At 73.4% G+C, this 18353-nt stretch carries 13 protein-coding genes and 3 pseudogenes; 9 read left to right on the forward strand and 7 right to left on the reverse strand.

The window, feature by feature from the left end:
• Window positions 1–126 precede the first annotated feature (126 nt).
• Together AB0302_RS06640 and AB0302_RS06645 are read left to right on the forward strand one after the other, a co-directional pair.
• Window positions 127–1218: a hypothetical protein gene (locus tag AB0302_RS06640; RefSeq protein WP_366370940.1), complete on the forward strand. Its 1092-nt coding sequence runs from the start codon at window positions 127–129 to the stop codon at window positions 1216–1218.
• Between the two features lie 16 nt (window positions 1219–1234).
• Window positions 1235–1426: pseudogene (locus tag AB0302_RS06645) on the forward strand (alkylphosphonate utilization protein); the annotation flags it as partial.
• A gap of 40 nt (window positions 1427–1466) precedes the next feature.
• On the opposite strand, the gene AB0302_RS06650 reads toward AB0302_RS06645, so the two are convergent.
• The 3 genes and pseudogenes from AB0302_RS06650 to AB0302_RS06660 all read right to left on the reverse strand — a co-directional run bounded on the left by AB0302_RS06650 (window position 1467) and on the right by AB0302_RS06660 (window position 6292).
• Window positions 1467–3242, reverse strand: a complete 1776-nt coding sequence (locus AB0302_RS06650) for a bifunctional 3'-5' exonuclease/DNA polymerase (RefSeq protein ID WP_366370941.1) — start codon at window positions 3240–3242, stop codon at window positions 1467–1469.
• Window positions 3243–3292: 50 nt separating this feature from the next.
• Window positions 3293–4582 (reverse strand): dicarboxylate/amino acid:cation symporter, encoded by a 1290-nt coding sequence (locus AB0302_RS06655; protein WP_248117520.1) that lies wholly within the window; start codon window positions 4580–4582, stop codon window positions 3293–3295.
• Between the two features lie 207 nt (window positions 4583–4789).
• Window positions 4790–6292 (reverse strand): annotated as a pseudogene (locus AB0302_RS06660) (alkaline phosphatase D family protein).
• A 166-nt stretch (window positions 6293–6458) separates the two neighbouring features.
• On the opposite strand from AB0302_RS06660, the gene AB0302_RS06665 reads away from it, so the two are divergent.
• Together AB0302_RS06665 and AB0302_RS06670 are read left to right on the forward strand one after the other, a co-directional pair.
• Window positions 6459–7922 carry a sugar porter family MFS transporter gene (locus AB0302_RS06665; protein WP_298711956.1) on the forward strand — a complete coding sequence of 488 codons (1464 nt, stop codon included), beginning with the start codon at window positions 6459–6461 and terminating at the stop codon, window positions 7920–7922.
• Between the two features lie 111 nt (window positions 7923–8033).
• A complete protein-coding gene (locus AB0302_RS06670) occupies window positions 8034–8876 on the forward strand; it encodes an alpha/beta fold hydrolase (protein WP_366370942.1) in 843 nt (280 codons plus the stop codon).
• Between the two features lie 71 nt (window positions 8877–8947).
• Here AB0302_RS06670 and AB0302_RS06675 read toward each other — a convergent pair whose 3' ends face one another.
• The gene (locus tag AB0302_RS06675; protein ID WP_366370943.1) at window positions 8948–9892 is read right to left on the reverse strand and encodes a DUF808 domain-containing protein; all 945 of its coding nucleotides are present in this window, start codon (window positions 9890–9892) and stop codon (window positions 8948–8950) included.
• A gap of 117 nt (window positions 9893–10009) precedes the next feature.
• Window positions 10010–10435, reverse strand: a pseudogene (locus AB0302_RS06680) (ferritin); the annotation flags it as partial.
• Between the two features lie 23 nt (window positions 10436–10458).
• Here AB0302_RS06680 and AB0302_RS06685 point away from each other — a divergent pair.
• Window positions 10459–10965 carry a PACE efflux transporter gene (locus AB0302_RS06685; protein WP_298987556.1) on the forward strand — a complete coding sequence of 169 codons (507 nt, stop codon included), beginning with the start codon at window positions 10459–10461 and terminating at the stop codon, window positions 10963–10965.
• Window positions 10966–10969: 4 nt separating this feature from the next.
• On the opposite strand, the gene AB0302_RS06690 is transcribed toward AB0302_RS06685, so the two are convergent.
• On the reverse strand, window positions 10970–11860 hold the full coding sequence (locus AB0302_RS06690) for a patatin family protein (protein WP_298711965.1): 891 nt from the start codon (window positions 11858–11860) through the stop codon (window positions 10970–10972).
• An 82-nt stretch (window positions 11861–11942) separates the two neighbouring features.
• Here AB0302_RS06690 and tpx point away from each other — a divergent pair, with 82 nt between their 5' ends.
• Together tpx and AB0302_RS06700 are read left to right on the forward strand one after the other, a co-directional pair.
• Window positions 11943–12443: a thiol peroxidase gene (gene tpx, locus AB0302_RS06695; RefSeq protein WP_319076438.1), complete on the forward strand. Its 501-nt coding sequence runs from the start codon at window positions 11943–11945 to the stop codon at window positions 12441–12443.
• Between the two features lie 8 nt (window positions 12444–12451).
• Window positions 12452–13684, forward strand: a complete 1233-nt coding sequence (locus AB0302_RS06700) for a S1C family serine protease (protein ID WP_366370944.1) — start codon at window positions 12452–12454, stop codon at window positions 13682–13684.
• Between the two features lie 21 nt (window positions 13685–13705).
• Here AB0302_RS06700 and AB0302_RS06705 read toward each other — a convergent pair whose 3' ends face one another.
• Window positions 13706–14503 (reverse strand): ZIP family metal transporter, encoded by a 798-nt coding sequence (locus AB0302_RS06705; RefSeq protein WP_298987550.1) that lies wholly within the window; start codon window positions 14501–14503, stop codon window positions 13706–13708.
• A 127-nt stretch (window positions 14504–14630) separates the two neighbouring features.
• On the opposite strand from AB0302_RS06705, the gene AB0302_RS06710 reads away from it, so the two are divergent.
• Window positions 14631–16112 carry an NAD(P)/FAD-dependent oxidoreductase gene (locus AB0302_RS06710; RefSeq protein WP_366370965.1) on the forward strand — a complete coding sequence of 494 codons (1482 nt, stop codon included), beginning with the start codon at window positions 14631–14633 and terminating at the stop codon, window positions 16110–16112.
• Window positions 16113–16315: 203 nt separating this feature from the next.
• Entirely contained in the window at window positions 16316–18193 is a 1878-nt protein-coding gene (locus AB0302_RS06715) for an ABC transporter family substrate-binding protein (protein ID WP_366370945.1), read from the forward strand.
• Window positions 18194–18353 lie beyond the last annotated feature (160 nt).

Consider the following 18353-nt stretch of genomic DNA (forward strand, 5'->3'; position numbering starts at 1 on the left):
TCCGCAGACCTGCCGACGGGGGCCGTGCGGCGCACCGGGGAGGCGGCCACGCCTGTTAGCGTTCGTGCTGGGCGGGCCGTGAGCGGACGGCCCGCCGTCGGCCACGCACGAGGGGACAGGACCGTCATGAGGAAGACCACCACGATCGCCGCACTGGGACTGGCGGGGGCGCTCACGCTCTCCGGCTGCGGGATGTTCGAGCCGAAGCCGGACGAGGTCCTGCGCTCCGCCTTCGAGGACGTCGACGCACAGAAGCAGCGCCGCACCGAGATCCGCACCACGGCGAGCGAAGAGCAGCTGCGCTCCGCGATGGAGTCCGCCGACGGAGCGATGTCCCCCGAGGACCGCGAGTCGCTCGACCGTGTGATCGCCACGCTCCGGGACACCACGGTCGTGATGGACGTGCGCAGCACCACGGACCAGACGCTCGGCACCCTCGCCCGGCCGGAGGACATGGACTGGGGCATGGACGTGAAGGTGAAGGACTCCATGGTCCTCCAGGCGCTCGAGACCGGGGACATGGACCTGTTCGTCCGGGCGGACCTGCCGGCGCTCATGCGGCTGAGCGGCAGCGCAGAGGCCCCGACGCTCGCGGAGATGCAGAGCCAGCTCGACTCGATCCCCTCCGGCATGGAGTGGATGCGCACCCTGGTCACCGGCGGGTGGCTCGGTCTCGACAGCACCCTGGCCGAGCAGGTCACCCAGGGCCTCGAGGAGCAGGCCGGCGTGGACACGGAGGGCCTCACGGGGGAGGAGCGGCAGCAGCTGCAGGACGCCCTCCTGGACCACAGCGACACGGAGAAGGTGGAGGACGGCCGCTACCGCATGCGCCTGCGCGTGAAGGAGTACGTCGAGGCGAACAAGGACCTCGTGGGCAAGCACCTCGCCGCGCAGAGCGGCGAGGAGACCCCGGACGTGGACGAGCTGCTCGCCCGGCTCAACGACGCCACCCTGGACATGGTCTACACCGTGGAGGACGCCGTGATGCGTCGGGTCGAGACGGACCCGATGCAGTTCGCCGACCTGATGGAGCCGGCGGCGGACGCCACGGAGGAGGAGCGGCAGCAGCTCCAGCGCATGCGCGACTCCGAGATGCCCATCGCCCTGGACCTCTCCGAGGACGTGCGGGACTTCGCGGTGCCGGACGGCGCCGTGCGCCTCACGCAGCAGGACCTCATGATGCTCTCGCTCATGACGAGCGGCGCCCTGCCGTCCTGACGGCCCTCGCACCGGCGCCCTCCTGACGTGCCCCATGTGCGGCCACGAATGGTCCGCCGAGGAGGGCGACGCACCCGCGGAGGCCGAGGCCGCCGTCGTGACCCGGGACGCGGTGGGCAATCCGCTGGCCGACGGGGACGACGTCGCGGCGAAGGTGCCGGGCGCGGGCCAGACGTCCCTGAAGTCCTCGGTGGTGAAGAAGGCGTGAGCGGCCCCGCCGGCGCCGCGCGCGTCGTGGGTAGGTCCCGTCACTTCGCCTCGGCGTAGGACCCCATGCTCGCCACGGTGAGCGGGAAGTCCACGGGTGCCTGCCCGAACAGCAGGCGCCCCGCCGCCGTCGCCGCGTCCGCCACGAGGGCGCGCACCGCCTCGGCCTCCTCCGCGGGTCCGTGGAGGACCACCTCGTCGTGCACGAAGAACACCAGCTGCGTGGCCATCCCCGCGGCCCGCAGCCGCCGGCGGATCTCGCCCATCCAGCACAGCGCCCACTCGGCCGCGGTGCCCTGCACCACGAAGTTGCGCGTGAAGCGCCCGGCCGAGCGCCGCCGACGTCGGACCGAGGACTCGGCCGCCTGCGTGGACACGTCCGCCACCGACTCGCGCCATTCCTCATCCGGCGCCGGCGACCAGCGGCCCAGCCACGTGGAGACCTGACCCCCGGCCTCGCCCACCGCGGCCGCGCGCTCAAGCAGGCCGATCGCGGCCGGGTAGAGGCGGCGCAGGTGCGGCATGAGCGCGGCGGAGTCGCCCGTCGTCGCCCCGTACATCGCCCCGAGCAGCGCCACCTTGGCGCGGGCGCGGTCGGCCAGCGCGGTGCCCGCGGCGCGTCCCTGCTCGGCGACCTCGCGGTACAGGTCCGGGGTGGTGCCGGCCCGGGCAAGCGCTTCGTCGCGGGCCATCGCCGCGAGGATCCGCGGCTCAACCTGGGACGCGTCGGCCACCGTGAGGGTCCAGCCGGGATCCGCGCGCACGGCGTCGCGCACTCCGGAGGGCACCTGCATGGCGCCGCCCCCGTGGGCCGCCCAGCGGCCGGTGACGACGCCGCCCACCAGGTAGGTGGCGTGGAAGCGGCCGTCCTGGCCCACCCACTGGTCCAGCCAGTGCCAGCCGTTGGCGGTCCAGAGGCGGGCGAGCGCCTTGTACTCCATCACGGGCGCCAGGAGCGCGGCCCGCTCCTGGCGCGCCGCCCCGCCCTGCTCGATCCACCGGTTCAGCTCCCACTGCCGCGTGGACTCCACGGTGACCCCGGCCGTCTGCAGGGCCCGCAGGAGCGTGGGCTGCGAGTCCGGATTCATGCCGGGGGCCCCGAGGGCCGCGCCGATCCGCTCGGCGAGCGCCTGCAGCCGCGCAGGGCGCTCCCCCTCGGGCGGGCGCGGCCCCAGCTGCTCCGCCAGCAGGGCCTCGTGCACGGGCCGGCTCCACGGCAGGCCGGCGGCGCGGATCTCCGCGGCCACGAGGGCCCCCTGGGACTCGGCGGCCACGAGCAGGCGCAGCCGGTGGGGGTGCGCCGAGTGCTCGACCGCCGCGCGCTGGGCTCTCAGCTCCGCGGCAAGCATGAGCGCGTCCGGCCCGGTCTGCGCCGCGCCGGGCAGGTCGAAGAACGCGTCCTGGGCGGGATCGTGGCGGGGGCGGGCGGCGGGGTCCTCGGGCTCGAGGACGGGGATCTCGCACACGGGCCGGTAGCCCGCGCCGCCGGTCGGCTCCACCCCGCTGCCGGGGGCGGACGCGGCACGCGTCAGGATCCGCTGCACGAGCCCGAGGTCCCAGCAGCGGTCCACGTGCACGCCCGCGGCGATCCACGGCGCGTACGCCTCGGCCACTGAGGCCAGCACCCAGCGCACCTGCGCCGCCTCCGCGCCGAGGCGGGCCGGCAGGCCCCGGACGACGTCGGGCGCCTGGGCGCGGCGGAAGCGCACCGCGGGCTCGGGGGCGCCCTCGCCGTCCGGGACGACGACGGCGGACCACTCGTCCGGCGGCGCGGCCGCGCCGCCGGAGGCGGGGGAGGGGCCGAGGACGATGAGCATGCGCCCCATTGTCCTCGGCCGGGACGCGCAGGGGCGTCAGCCGCGCGGACTCAGTCGGCGGTCGTGAGGCCGGTGGGCTCCGTGGGGCCTGCGCCGCCCGTCGCCGCCGTGATGCGGTCGCCGGCGACACGGTCGACGATGAGCGCGATCGCGCCGTCGCCCGTCACGTTCGTGGCCGTGCCGAACGAGTCGATGGCGAGGTAGGTCGCCACCATGAGCGCGACCTGCGGCTCCGTGAAGCCGAGCATCGAGGCCAGCAGCCCCGACGCCGCCACGATCGCCCCGCCCGGCACGCCCGGCGCGGCCACCATCGTGATGCCCAGCATGAAGATGAAGCCGATCATCACGGGGACGTCCACGGCCTGGCCCGAGAGGACGAGCACGGCCAGGGAGAAGGAGACGATCTTGACCGTGGACCCGGCCAGGTGGATGGTCGCGGCGAGGGGCACCACGAAGGAGGCCACCGGACGGCGGACGCCGAGCGTGCCCACCTGGCGCAGGGTCACGGGGATGGTCGCGGCCGAGGACGAGGTGCCCAGCGCGGTGGCGTAGGCCGGGAGCATGGCCCGCAGGGCCGTGAACGGGTTCCGGCGCGCGACCGCGCCGGCCACGGCGAACTGCACGAGCAGCAGGACGAGCGTGAGGACGAAGACGAGGGCGATGACGCCCAGGAACGTGAGGACGACCTCGGCGACGCCTCCGGCGGCGGCCATCGTCAGGAACGTCGCGAAGACGTAGAACGGCAGCAGGGGCACGATCACGCCGCTGATCACCTTCTCGACGATGCTCCGCAGCTCCTCGAAGCCGTGCTGCAGGGTGCCCCGCGGGATCAGCGTCATGCCGATGCCCATCACGAATGCGAGCACGAGCGCGGTCATGACGCCGAACGGCGGCGCCATCTCCACCGTGAAGAAGGCCTCGGCCTGCCCCGCGGTGGGGTCGGTCACCGAGGAGATGGAGCCGGGCGTGAGGAGGTGCGGGAACACCGCGAGCCCGGCCGCCAGCCCGAGGAATCCGCCGAACACGGTGGAGGCGTAGGCGATCGCCGCGGTGAGCCCGAGCCACCGCCCGGCGCCGCGGCCCAGCTCGGCGATCGCCGGCGCCACGAGCGCGAGGATCAGGACCGGGACGATGAAGCCCAGGAAGCCGCTGAAGAGCCCGGCGAAGGTGGCCGCGGTGCGGGCGAGCCAGTCGGGGGCGATCAGGCCGAGGACGATGCCCAGGACGATGCCGGTCAGGACGCGCGCGAGCAGGCCGAAGCGGGGGCGCCGAGCGGGGGCGGCGTCGGCCGTGGCGGGGGTGTCGAGGCGCGCGGCGTCCTCGGAGGGCGAGGGGGACATGGGCGAGACGCTAGCGCGAACCAGGCCGGGCGATGGGCGAACTCTCGTTCATTGCGGCCGGCGGCCACCCGCGTCACGACGGGCGGCCGCGGCTCCCGGTCCTGCGTCCCCGCCGCCTCCTCCCGGCACGCGCCGACGGCGACGCCTCCCCGCCCGGGGCGCGTCGCCGTCGTCGTGGGGGAGCCGGGCCGGAGCCCGGCACCGGGGTCAGCGCGCGGTGAGCGTGCGCGAGTAGACCGTGGTGCCCTGCGCGTTGATCAGGCGGACGCGGAACTCGCGGCCGTCCTCGGGGATCTCCACGTGCCCGAAGTACTGGTGCTCGCCCGTGCGCGGGGAGCCCATGACGGGGCCGTGCGCCTCGAAGTCCAGGCGCGGGCCGAACGTGCCGTCCAGGGCGTTGGGCCCGAAGGAGCCGGCGTTGATGGGCCCGGCCACGAACTCCCAGAAGGGCTCGAAGTCGGTGAACGCCGCGCGCTCGGGGGAGTAGTGATGGGCCGCGCAGTAGTGCACGTCTCCGGTCAGGAACACGACGTTCTTCACGCCGTGGTCCTTGATCGCCTTGAGGAGGCGGGCCAGCTCGAGCTCGCGGCCCAGCGGGGCGCCGTGCTCCGCGTTGGAGATCGACTCCTGGCCCTTGCCGTCCGGGACGACGAGGCCCAGCGGGAGGTCGTTGGCGATCACCTTCCACGTGGCGGTGGAGGCGCGCAGCTCGCGGATGAGCCACTGCAGCTGCTCCTCGCCGAGGATCGGCGTCTCGGTCTGCTCGAGACCGGGGGTGTTCTCGCCCTTGAACGTGCGCATGTCGAGGGCGAAGACGTCGAGCGAGGGGCCGCGGGAGATCTTGCGGTGGATGCGGGCCGGCTCGAAGCCGTCACCGCCGCGCAGGGCGCGCCCGTCGGCGATCGGCATGTACTCCTGCCACGCGCGGCGGGCGCGGGCGGCGAGCGTGTCCACGTCCCGCACCTGCGTGTAGCGGGGGTCCTCGAGGACCTCGCCGGGCCACCAGTTGTTGGTGGTCTCGTGGTCGTCCCACTGGGCGATCACGGGGACGTCCGCGTACATCTCGCGGAGGTTGACGTCCATCATGTTGTAGCGGTGACGGCCGCGGAACTCGTTCAGCGTCTCGGCCACCTTGGACGTCTCCTCGGTGGTGATGTTGCGCCACGTGGGCTCGCCCTTGACCTCCACGGTCTCGGGGATCGGGTTGTCGGCGTAGATCGTGTCCCCCGAATGGAGGAAGAAGTCCGGCTTGGTGGCGTGCATGGCCGCGTAGCCGCGCATGCCTCCGATCTCGGGGTTGATGCCGTACCCCTAGCCCGCGGTGTCCGCGGTCCACACGAAGGACTGCGCGGCGGTGGTCTTCTTCCCGAAGCGCGTGCCGGGGGCCGTGGTGAAGTGGGCGACGGCGGACTCGCCGAGGCGGCCCAGCTCGTCCACGGCGCGGAGCACGGCGCGCAGGCGGGAGGTGCCCGAGCTGCGGGCCCACAGGACGGCGGAGTTCGAGGACACGTCGCCCGTGGCCACGCCGGAGGGCAGCGTGAGGCGGGAGGAGACGAGCCCGGAGTGCCGCGAGGCGGCCCTGCCGGAGCGGCCGGGGGCGGCCCCGGCGGATGCGGGGAGCAGGAGGACGGCCGAGGCGGCGGCGCCGGTGGCCAGGACGGTGCGGCGGGCGGTGGACTGGGGACGCGGTGTCTCGCTCACGGATCCCATGGTCCGCCCCGCAGATGCGGGGACGGTGACCTGCTGGTGAACGGCCGGCGACGGGCCGCCGTCGGGAACTCGGCAGGATGCGGTTGCGCGGGGGCGCATCCGGACGGGACACTGTGCGTCTCCGGGGGCGGCGTCCGGCTCCACCGAAGACAGGAAGCGGCCCACCATGGCAGAGCAGCACGCCCCCGCGGGGCAGGTCACCTCGCGACTCAACGCCAGGGTGGTGGGCATCAGCCTCGCCGCCGCCCTCGGCGGGTTCATGTTCGGATTCGACACGTCGGTGATCAACGGTGCGGTGGACGCCCTCGCGGCGGACTTCGCGCTCGGCCCCGCCCTCACCGGCTTCGCGGTCTCCTCCGCGCTGATCGGCTGCGCGGTGGGCGCCTGGTTCGCCGGACCGCTGGCCAACCGCCGCGGCCGCATCCCCGTCATGGTGATCGCGGCTGTGCTCTTCCTCGTCTCGGCGATCGGCTCAGGCTTCGCCTTCGGGGTCGTGGACCTGATCCTGTGGCGTCTGGTCGGCGGACTCGGCGTCGGCGCCGCCTCGGTGATCGCACCGGCGTACATCGCGGAGGTCAGCCCGGCCCGGGTCCGCGGCCGGCTGGGATCGCTGCAGCAGCTGGCGATCGTTCTCGGCATCTTCGTGGCGCTCCTCTCGGACGCGCTGTTCGCCAACGTCGCCGGCGGCGCCGCCGAGACGCTGTGGTTCGGCATGCCGGCGTGGCGCTGGATGTTCCTCGCGGCGGCCGTGCCCGCGGTTCTCTACGGCGTCTGCTCCCTGCGCCTGCCCGAGTCACCGCGCTACCTCGTGGCCCGGGGCCGGCTCGACGACGCCGCCCACGTGCTGCGCGACTTCACCGGCGTCGCCGACCCGGCCCCCATGATCGAGGACATCCGCCGCTCGCTGAACTCCGAGCAGCGGGAGAGCCTGCGCGACCTGCGCGGGGACGCCCTTGGCCTCAAGCCCATCGTGTGGGTCGGCATCCTGCTCTCCGTGTTCCAGCAGGCCGTGGGGATCAACGTGATCTTCTACTACTCCACCACGCTGTGGCGCTCGGTCGGCTTCGGCGAGTCCGACGCCCTGACGATCACGGTGATCACCTCCGTCACGAACATCGTGGTGACGCTGGTGGCCCTCGCCCTCGTGGACCGGGTGGGGCGCCGTCCGATGCTGCTGGTCGGTTCCGCGGGCATGGCCGTGAGCCTCGGCGCGATGGCCTACGCCTTCTCCACGGCCACGGCCGTCACCGCGGCCGACGGCTCCTCCTCGGTGGTGCTCGCCGCTCCCATGTCCACCGTCGCGCTGATCGCCGCGAACGCGTTCGTGGTGTTCTTCGGCGTCTCGTGGGGCCCCATCACGTGGGTCCTGCTCGGCGAGATGTTCCCCAACCGCATCCGCGCCGGGGCGCTCGCGGTGGCCGCGTCCGCCCAGTGGGTGGCCAACTTCGCGATCTCCACGACGTTCCCGGCGCTGGCGGACCTCGGCCTGATGTTCGCCTACGGCCTGTACGCGGTGATGGCAGCCCTCTCCTTCCTCTTCGTCGCCACGATGATCCCGGAGACCAAGGGGCGCGAGCTCGAGGACATGTCCGACGCGGCGCACACCCGGGCGCCCCGCGTGACCGGCTGAGGCCGGCGGGGGCCGGTGCCGGGTGCCGCCGCGGACGCGCCCCGTGTCCTCGAGTGCGCCGGAGGCGAGGAGGCCGCGCCCCTCGGCCCGCGCGGCACTACCCTGGAGCCCGTGCCGACCACCGACTCCTCCTCCTCCCCGCTCACCGACGTCGAGCCCCTCGCCTCGACGACGGTGGGATCGGGCCCGCACCGCGTCGCCTTCCTCCACGGCCTCATGGGCCGCGGCCGAAACTTCACGGGCGTGGCGAACGCGCTCGCCGACGACTTCACGCTCGAGCTCGTGGACCTCCCGGACCACGGCCAGTCGCCGTGGAGCGACGCGGTGGACTACCCCGGGATGGCCGACCGCGTGGCGGAGCACCTGCGCGCCGGGCTCGCCGCGGACGGGCCCGTGCACCTGCTCGGCCACTCGATGGGCGGCAAGGTGGCCATGGTCCTCGCGCTGCGCCACCCCGATCTCGTGGAGCGGCTCGTGGTGGTGGACATCTCCCCGCGCATGTCCCCCTCGGCCACGGACGAGTTCGTGCACCTGCTCGGCACCATGCTGGAGATGGACCTCGGTGCCTACTCCACGCGCGCCGAGGCGGACGCGGCGATGGCCGAGCACGTCCACGACGAACGTGTGCGCGGCTTCCTCCTCCAGAACCTTCGCCGCGAGGGCGGGAACTTCTCATGGCAGCCCAACGTGCGGATGCTCTTCGAGCACCTCGAGGAGGTCGGGCGGTTCCCGGACCCGGTCGTCCCCGAGGACCCGGACCGCGTGTTCGACCACCCCGTGCTGTGGCTCGGCGGCGAGAAGTCGGACTACATCCTCGACGAGGACGTCCCGGAGATGAAGGCGCTCTTCCCGCGCGTCGTGCGCGTCATGGTCCGCGACGCCTCGCACTGGGTGCACGCCGACCAGCCGGAGGCGTTCGTCTCCGCCGTGCGCACCTTCCTCACGGCGGACTGACCCGCCCCCCCAGACGCCGAGGGCGCCGTCGGAGAGGATCCGACGGCGCCCTTCCTGCGTCCGACGCGGGGTCAGTGCTGCAGGGTCTCCTTCTTGCCCCGCAGGCGGCCCACCACGGCCATGACGGCCACGGCGACCGAGCCCCAGATCAGGCCCCACAGGGCGGAGCTCAGGGTCTCCACGAGCCAGCCGAGCACGGAGCCGGCGGCCCGGGTGACGGGCTCCACGAGGTGGTGCTGGGCGTCGTACAGCCACGGCAGGCCGAGCGCCGAGAGCTCCATCAGCACGATGTGGCCGCCCACCCACAGCATCGCGACGGTGCCGATCACGGTGATCACGGTCATCACGATGGGCATGGCCTTCACCAGGCCGTGGCCGAACGAGCGGGCACCGGAGGTGCGGGCGTTCTGGTTCATGTGCAGGCCGACGTCGTCCATCTTCACGATGGCCGCCACCGCACCGTAGACGGCGAGCGTGATGAAGACCGCCACCACGGCGAGGATCCCGGCCTTGAGCCAGAAGCCCTGGTCCGCCACCTCGTTCATGGAGATCACCATGATCTCGAGGGAGAGGATGAAGTCGGTGGTCACTGCGCCGCGCACCACCTTGTCCTCGGCCTCCGGGCCCTGCTCGACGGCGGGGGTGTCCGTCTCCTCATGGTGGCCGGTCAGCTTGCCCCAGACCTTGTGGGCGCCCTCGTAGGAGAGGTAGGTGCCGCCGGCGAGGAGCAGCCAGGGCAGGGCCCACGGGGCGATCCAGTCCAAGATCAGCAGGCCGGGGAGGATGAAGACCAGCTTGTTGCGCAGCGAGCCCTTCACGATCCTCCAGATCATGGGCAGCTCGCGGTTCGCCGCCGCACCGGCCATGTACTGCGGCGTCACGGCCGCGTCGTCGATGACCACGCCGGCGGCCTTGACCGAGGCGCGTCCGGCGCCGGCGGCGACGTCGTCCACGCTGGCGGCGGCGAGGCGTGCCAGGGCTGCGACGTCATCGAGCAGAGCGACGAGACCGCTCATAGTTCCTCCTGGGGTGCGGGGGGACGCACGGGGCGCCGACGCGCGGAAGCGCGCGAGTCGAGCATAACGACCCGCGCGCCTCCGGTCGGCGCCGGCCCGTTCGGACCGGGGGAGGGGTCAGGCGCTCTCGGTGGTCTCCACCGGCCGCTGGCCGAGGCGGGCGTCGATGCGCAGCAGGCCCGAGCCGTCGTCGCCCACGAGCCTCAGCTGGCCCACGATCTCGGAGACGGTGGACTCCTCCTCGACCTGCTCGTCCAGGAACCAGTTGAGCAGCGGGCGGGAGTTGAGGTCACCGGCGGCCTCGGTGGCGCGGTAGAGGTCGCGGATGGACTCGGACACCTTCTGCTCGTGGGCGAGGGCCGCCTCGAAGATCTGCAGGGCGGTCATGCCCTTCGCCTCGGGCGGGGCGGCGATCGCGCCGATGCGGGCGAAGCCGTCGCGGTCCGTGACGTGGTCGATGAACTTGTTGGCGTGGACGATCTCCTCGTCCGCCTGATGGCGCAGCCACGCGGCCATGCCGGAGAGCTCGAGGTCGTCGGCGGCGGAAGTCGCTAGGGTGAGCCGCGATGCCCACCGATCCCGTCCTCTCCCCGTCCGCTCCCCGCGGCCCCGGCGGCCGCCGCGCCCTCGTGGCCCGCCGGGTCTTCCGCACGCCGCTGCAGCGCCGCGTCGTGTACGCCGTGGTCTTCGAGGCGCTGGCCATCCTCTTCACCACGGGGATCCTGGCGGCGCTGGGCAAGCCCGGAGGGTCCTCGCTCGCGGTCGCCGTGGTGTCCTCGACCGTGGCGCTGATCTGGAACGTGGTCTACAACTCCCTCTTCGAGCGGTGGGAGCGCACCGCGGGCATCGCCGGCCGCCCCTGGTGGGTGCGCGCCCTGCACGCGGTGGGGTTCGAGGGGGGTCTCATCCTCTTCCTCGTCCCCGCTGTGGCGCTCATCCTCGGTGTGAGCCTGTGGGAGGCGTTCCTCATCGAGGCGGGCCTGCTGGTGTTCTTCCTCGTCTATGCGGCCGTGTACGCGTTCGTGTTCGACTCGGTGTTCGGGCTGCCCGACTCGGCCGGCGGCGCCGGGTGAGCCCTCAGAGCCCCAGGAACTCCCGGATCGCGGGCATCTCGCGGCGCGCCTGCTCCAGCCCGAGCGCGTGGGCCGCCGCCAGCTTCGCCACGGAGCGCTCGCCGTTGGAGACCGGCATGGTCTCCGGGACGAACAGGTAGGCGTCGCCGGAGCGCTCCATCTCGAAGAGGCGCTCGCGCGTGGCGTTGTAGCGCCGCCACCGCGTGAGGAGGGCCTCGGCCACGGCCGGGTAGCGGCGGAAGGTCCGCTGGTAGAAGGCGGGGAAGCGCTCGGGTCGCTTCACGTACCCGCGCTCGCGGGTCATCACGACGAGCAGCTTCGTGAACCCCGCCCGATCCGCGGCCGTGACGGGCACGCCGCCGTCCACGCCGAGGGCGCCGTCCACGAAGACCGTGCCCTCCGCGTGCACGGGGGGCATGAGCACCGGCATCGTGGAGGAGGCGCGCACGCGCACCATCAGGTCGCCGAGCGAGGTCATGTCGGAGCGGTCCCACCAGCGGGTCTCGCCGGTGCGGGCGTCGAAGCCGGCCAGCACGAGGCGGGCCGGGTTGGCCTCGAACGTGGCGAAGTCGAAGGGCAGGTCCGCCTCCGGCAGCCCGGCGTGCTCATAGATGTACTCGGCGTTGAACAGGCCCTTGCCGCGCACCCACGTGCGCCAGTTCCCGAACCTCGGGTCGTCCGCGAAGTCCACGAACGCGGCGCGGGCCCGCTCGGCGTCCCGCGCCAGGTAGTTCACCGAGTTGGAGGAGCCGGCCGAGATCCCGGCCACGAAGTCCACGTGGATCCGCTCGCGCAGCAGCTCGGCCACCACGGCGGAGGTGTAGGAGGCGCGCATGCCGCCCCCCTCGAACAGCAGCGCGACGTCGGTGACGTTCGAGGTCAGGGGTTCATGCACGGCGGCTCTCTCCTGTTCGCCCACCGCCGACTCCGGGCGCGGACGCGCCGCGGCGGCTCGCGCTCATCCTAGGCTGTCCACCATGGCGACCACCCACTTCCGCGGCACCCCCGTCCACACCGTCGGCGAGCTCCCCTCGCCCGGTGAGCAGGCTCCGGCGTTCACGCTCGTCGGCCAGGACCTCGCCCCCGTGTCCCTCGCGGACCTGACGGGACGCACGGTGGTGCTCAACGTCTTCCCCTCCCTGGACACGGGGGTGTGCGCCGCCTCGGTGCGCACCTTCAACGAGCGCGCGGCGGACCTGGAGGACACCACGGTCCTCGCCGTCTCCGCTGACCTGCCGTTCGCCGCCGCCCGCTTCTGCTCCGCCGAGGGCATCGAGAACGTGCGCCCGGCCTCCGTGTTCCGCTCCGACTTCGGGGCCGTCTACGGCGTCGAGCTGGCGGACGGCCCCATGGCCGGGCTGCTGGCGCGCGCCGTCGTCGTGGTGGACCCGGAGGGCCGCGTGGTGCACACCGAGCTGGTCCCCGAGATCACCGCGGAGCCGGACTACGAGACGGCGCTGGCCGCCGTGCGCGCCTGAGCACGGCCATGCCTCCGTCGGGCGGGCCGCCCGCCGGATGGCCTCCCCGCGGCGCCCGACGACGCCGCTCCCCGCTGGCGACGCTCGTCTCCGTCCTGGGCGTGCTCGGCGCGATCGTCCTCGCGGTGGGCGTCACCCTCCTCGTGACCGGTGAGATCCGGGACCTGGCCGCGGCCGACCGCCCGTCCGCGTCCTCCGCGGGGCGGTCCGACGCCGGCGCGGGCGGCGCCGCCCCGCCCACCGCGGACGCGAGCGAGCTGACCGCAGCGCTCGAGGGCGTCCACGACGGGATCGCCGTCGACTGGTCCGCCCCCGGGGGGAGCGGCGAGGGCCTCGACGCGGGCGTGGAGGTCACCGACGCGCCCGGGGTGCTGCTGGTGGACACGGTGCTGGGCTCGATGATGGGCACGGGCACCGGGATCGTGCTCTCCGCGGACGGGCTCGCGGTGACCAACTACCACGTGGTGGAGGACTCCTCCCGTGTCTTCGTGACCGTGGCGGACACCGGGGAGCGCCACGCGGCCACCGTGCTCGGCCGGGACGCCCAGCACGACATCGCGGTGCTGGACGTCGACGGCGTGGACGACCTGGAGGTCGCGAGCGTGTCCACGGGCCCGCTCCGCCGCGGCGCCGAGGTGGCGGCCGTGGGCAACGGCAGCGGGCAGGGGTTCCTCACCGCGGTGCGGGGCGAGGTGCTCGGCACCGGCCGCTCGATCATGGCCGCCACCGAGGGCACGGACGACTACGCGCGCCTCACCGGTCTGGTGCAGACGGACGCGGACGTGGTACCGGGCTACTCCGGCGGCCCCCTCGTGGACGCGGACGGCCAGGTGGTGGCCGTGACCGTGGCTGCGAGCGACGGCACCACCGCGCAGGACGTGGACGGGTACGCGATCCCGTTGCCCGTGGCGCTCTCCGTCGTGGAGCAGGTGCTCTCCGGCGAGGAGACGGACACGGTGAGCATCGGCGCGGACGGCGCGCTGGGCATCGTCGTGGCCTCGGCGCCCGAGGGCGTCAGCGTCCTGGAGGTCGCCCCGGACTCCGCGGGGGACGGGATCGGCCTGGTGCCGGGCGACCTCATCCTGGCGATCGACGGCCAGGACGTGGGCGGGGACGCCAGCGCGATGTCCCGCCTGGTGAACGACCACAACGTGGGGGCCCGCATCACCGTGACGTGGCAGACCGCGGGCGGCGAGGAACGCGAGGCCGAGGCCGTGCTGCAGGAGGCGCTCGTCCACTGAGCCGTGCGACGCAGGGTCGGGTCAGCCGAGCAGTGCGAGGGACAGGGCCATCACCGCGGCGCCGCTCAGCGCGCCTGCCCCGGCGGTGGGAAGGCCTCCGGCCGCGCGCGCCGCGGGCAGCAGGGCGGCCAGGCTGAGGGCCGTCATCACCCCGGCGACGGCGGCGAACACCACCGCCAGCAGGGCCGGGGTGATGAACGGGGAGAGCAGCAGGTAGAGCACCACGGCGCCGACGGGCTCCGCGAGCCCGGTGAGGGCCGCCCATCCGAATGCGCGCGCCCGCGATCCGGTGGCCTGGCGCACCGGGACGGCCACGGCCACGCCCTCCGGCACGTTGTGCACGGCCATCGCGACGGCGAGCGCCACGCCCACGGCCGGGTCCTGCAGCGTGCCGGCGAACGTGACGAACCCCTCGGGGGCGTTGTGCAGGCCGATCGCCCCGGCTGTCATCAGGCCCAGACGGTGCAGCCGCCGGGCGTCGAGGGCCGGGGAGGACGCGTCCGCCCGCGGGGACGCCGCCGGGAGGTCGGCGGGGCCGGGGAGGAGGCGGCTGAGGAGAAGGACCACGCCGGCGCCGGCCAGGACCGCGGCGGCGGCCGCGGGGAGGGCCAGCGGGCCGAGGCTCGGGGCCAGGTCCGCGATGGACGCGGGCACCATCTCGAGGGCGGACACGCCGACCATGACGCCCGCGGCCAGCCCCAGCGCGAACCCGAGCCCACGCCCCGTGGGCGGGCGCCCGACGACGGCGAGCAGGCCTCCCAGCACCGTCGCGGCGCCGGCGAAGCACGTCAGGGCCACAGCGGTCCAGAAGGGATCCACCCGACGATCACCTCCTGCGGACGGGGCCAGCGGCGTGCGACCATCCTACGGAGACCGGGACCGGCGGCCCCGCCGGGAGCCCGGCGCCGCAGTCCGACGACCCGCACCGGAGGTCCCCGTGTCCCACATCGCCCCCACCCTCGGCACCGGCTTCGACCTGCCGGACGTCGACCCCGGCCGCGCGGTGGTGGTCGGCTCCGGCCCCAACGGCCTCACCGCGGCGGCCCTGCTGGCCCGCGCCGGCTGGGAGGTGGACGTCTACGAGCGCAATGCGGCGCCCGGCGGCGCCTCGGCCTCCGCGCCCGTGCTGGGGGAGGGGACCGTGGTGGACCTCGGCGCCGCCGGACATCCGTTCGGCGTGGTGAGCCCGGCCTTCCACGAGCTCGACCTCGCGGCGCACGGGCTGCGGTGGGTGCACCCCGCGGTGCCCATGGGCCACCCGCTCGAGGACGGGCCGGCAGCCATCCTCCACCGCGACCTCGACGCCACCGCCGACGGGCTGGGCGAGGACGCGCGGGCCTGGCGGCTCCTCCACCGCGCGGTGGTGGGGCACCCCGCTGAGATCGTGGAGAACGTGCTGGGCCCCATGGTGCGCCCCTGGCCGCACCCCGTGACGATGGCCCGGTTCGGGGTGCGCGCCCCATGGCCCGCGGCCCTGCTGGCCCGGACGGTGTTCCGCACGGAGCAGGCCCGCGCGCTCTACACCGGCTCCTCCGTCCACGCCATGATGCCGCCCGGACGGCCGCTCACGAGCGCGTTCGGCGCCCTGTTCGGGGCCCTCGGCATGAGCACCGGATGGCCGGTGGCGGAGGGGGGCTCCGGCTCCATCGTGGCGGCGCTCGTGAAGGTGCTCGAGGTGCACGGCGGCCGCCTGCACCTGGGCCACGAGGTGACGGACCTGCGCTCCCTGCCCGAGGCCGACGCCGTGCTGCTCGACCTGACGCCCCGTCAGGTGCTGGGAATGCGGGGCGCGGACCTCCCTGCCTCCTACGCGCGCCGCCTTCGCCGGTGGCGCTACGGCGCCGCCGTGTCCAAGGTGGACTTCCTCCTCGACGGGCCCATCCCCTGGCGCGACGCGCGGCTCGGCGGCGCGGGCACCGTCCACCTCGGGGGGACGGCGGAGCAGATCCAGCACGCCGAGGCCGAGGCGGCGGCCGGCCGCATGCCCGAGCGGCCGTTCGTGATGCTGTGCCAGCAGCAGTCCGCCGATCCCTCCCGCGCCACGGGGGCCGCCGAGGGGCGCACGGTGGTGTGGTCCTACGCCCACGTGCCGCACGGCCATCCGGGCGACGTGCGCCCGGTGATCGAGGCGCAGATCGAGCGCCATGCTCCCGGCTTCCGGGACCGGATCGTCCGGGCGCACGCCACGCGTCCGGCGGACCTGGAGGCGTGGAATCCCAACCTCGTGGGCGGGGACATCGCGGGCGGATCCATGGGCGGGGCCCAGTTCCTCGCCCGCCCCACCGCGAGCCTGCGTCCGCACCGCGCGGGACGCCCGGGGCTCTACCTGGCCTCCTCCTCGACCCCGCCCGGGGCCGGCGTGCACGGCATGTCCGGCGCGTGGGCGGTGCGGACGCTCCTCAAAGAGCGTGGGGGTGCGGCGGCGTGAGCAGAGCCATTCCGGCGGGTGCCGAATGACACCCGTGTGACGGCGCTTTCGCATTCCGGCCCGATCCAGCTACAGTGTGGTGCATCTCACGGAGAGGCCCTGACTAGGGCCGGTCCGGAGGCCGTCTCGAACCCTGGAAGGCCCTTGCGGCGCACGAGGGGGGAGGCGCCCATTGCACCTTCTGATGATTGGAAGCCCCTTCCATGAAGTACACCAAGCTCTCCGCCGCCGCGGCCCTCGCCGCCGGCTCCGCCCTGATGCTCTCCGCGTGCGCCCCGGCCGGGCCGGCCGCCTCGGGCGACGGCTCCAAGGCCGCCGGCTCCGGCGACGCCTCCGCGTCCGGCTCCGGCGAGGTCCTGACGGGCGACAAGGGTCAGAAGCTCACCGCCAAGGCCGACGGCCCCTCCATGGCCGACCTCGGCGACGTCAAGACCGAGGACGGCTCGATCGCCTACTCCGTGGGCGCGGACGACTTCCTCTCCTACAACGGCGTGCAGTCCAACACGTACACCACGTACAACTCCGCCGTGGTCGACCGCATGTTCTCCAGTTTCTACTACTTCGGCACGGACGGCTCCATCGTCCGCAACGAGGACTTCGGCAAGTACGAGAAGGTCTCGGACGACCCGCTCAAGGTCAAGTACACGATCAACGAGGACGCGAAGTGGTCCGACGGCACTCCTGTCACCGCCGCCGACTTCATCGTGCAGTGGGCCGCGGACAACCCCACGATCACCGATCCGAACGGCGAGAAGGACGAGGAGGGCAACCTGCCCCCGCTGTTCGACTCCATCACGGGTGACCCCGGCACCTACATCCCGGAGGCCCCGGAGGGCGAGGCGGACAGCAAGGAGTTCACCGTCACCTACGCCGAGCCCTACGCGGACTGGGAGATCCTCATCAGCAGCGCCCTGCCGGCCCACGTGATCGCCGAGCAGTCGGGCATGGAGCTCACCGAGCTCGTCGACGCCGCCAAGGCCAAGGACGCCGAGGCCCTCGCGCCGGCCGCCAAGTTCTGGAACGAGAAGTGGGACTTCAACCCCGGCGAGCTCCCGGACCCGGCGCTGATCCCCTCCATGGGCCCGTACAAGTTCAAGGAGAACGGCTGGCAGGCCGGCCAGAGCATCACGCTCGAGGCCAACCCGGAGTACTGGGGCACCCCCCCCGCCACGAAGGAGCTCGTGCTCCGCTTCGCCGACCCGAAGACCCACGTGCAGTCCCTGCAGAACGGCGACCTCGACGTCATCGAGCCGCAGGCCACCGTGGACACCCTGGAACAGCTCAAGGGCCTCGGCGACCAGGTCAACATCCAGACCGGCGACCAGCTGACCTGGGAGCACATCGACTACAACCGCGGCAAGGGCTCCGTGTTCGCGGACAGCCCGGAGCTGCGCGAGGCGTTCGCCCTCTGCGTGCCGCGCCAGGACATCGTGGACAAGCTGATCAAGCCCATCTACCCCGAGGCCAAGGTCATGAACGCCCGCGAGGTGTTCCCCTTCCAGGACAAGTACGACGAGGTCATCGCCGAGTCCTACAACACCGAGCTGGACCAGCCGAACATCGAGAAGGCGAAGGAGCTCGTCGAGAAGTCGGGCGTGGACAAGCCGACCGTCCGCCTCGGATACCAGGCCGGCAACCCGCGCCGCACCGAGACCGTCGCGCTCATCAAGTCCTCGTGCGACCAGGCCGGCTTCGACATCCAGGACACGAACAGCACCGTGTTCTTCAAGGAGGTCCTCCCCGCGGGCGACTTCGACGCCGCGCTCTTCGCGTGGTCCGGCTCCGGCCAGAAGGCCTCCGGTGCCAACATCTACAAGACCACCGGCGCCCAGAACCAGATGAACTACTCGAACCCCGAGGTCGACGCCGCGTGGGACAAGCTCGCCTCCTCCCTGGACGAGGCCGAGCAGTTCGAGCAGGTCAAGAAGATCGAGAAGCTCCTGTGGGAGGACTTCCAGGCCATCCCGCTGTACGCGCACCCCGGTGTCGTGGGCCACAACGCGAACGTCGCCAACGTCCGCGACACCGCAGCCCAGTCGGGCGCGCTGTGGAACGTGGAGCAGTGGAAGCGCGTCCAGTGACGCGTGGCTGACACCCTGCACGCGTGATGCCCTCCAGTGAGGGGCACGCGCCGCAGACCCCGGTAAGAGCCCGGCCGTGACCCGGCCGGGCTCTCTCCGTGAACCGCGGCTCCGCCGCACCTCCTCATCCTCCGCACGCGCACGGAAGGCCACCCCCTGT

It is taken from the genome of Micrococcus sp. NPDC078436, assembly GCF_040702705.1.
Taxonomy (GTDB): domain Bacteria; phylum Actinomycetota; class Actinomycetes; order Actinomycetales; family Micrococcaceae; genus Micrococcus.

Coding starts and splice junctions, on each gene's coding strand:
- AB0302_RS06685 (WP_298987556.1), top strand. CDS start 10,459: ATGCCCACCGATCCCGTCCTCTCCCCGTCCGCTCCCCGCGGCCCCGGC.
- AB0302_RS06655 (WP_248117520.1), bottom strand. CDS start 4,582: ATGTCCCCCTCGCCCTCCGAGGACGCCGCGCGCCTCGACACCCCCGCC.
- AB0302_RS06650 (WP_366370941.1), bottom strand. CDS start 3,242: ATGCTCATCGTCCTCGGCCCCTCCCCCGCCTCCGGCGGCGCGGCCGCG.
- AB0302_RS06700 (WP_366370944.1), top strand. CDS start 12,452: ATGCCTCCGTCGGGCGGGCCGCCCGCCGGATGGCCTCCCCGCGGCGCC.
- AB0302_RS06640 (WP_366370940.1), top strand. CDS start 127: ATGAGGAAGACCACCACGATCGCCGCACTGGGACTGGCGGGGGCGCTC.
- AB0302_RS06715 (WP_366370945.1), top strand. CDS start 16,316: ATGAAGTACACCAAGCTCTCCGCCGCCGCGGCCCTCGCCGCCGGCTCC.
- tpx (WP_319076438.1), top strand. CDS start 11,943: ATGGCGACCACCCACTTCCGCGGCACCCCCGTCCACACCGTCGGCGAG.
- AB0302_RS06665 (WP_298711956.1), top strand. CDS start 6,459: ATGGCAGAGCAGCACGCCCCCGCGGGGCAGGTCACCTCGCGACTCAAC.
- AB0302_RS06675 (WP_366370943.1), bottom strand. CDS start 9,892: ATGAGCGGTCTCGTCGCTCTGCTCGATGACGTCGCAGCCCTGGCACGC.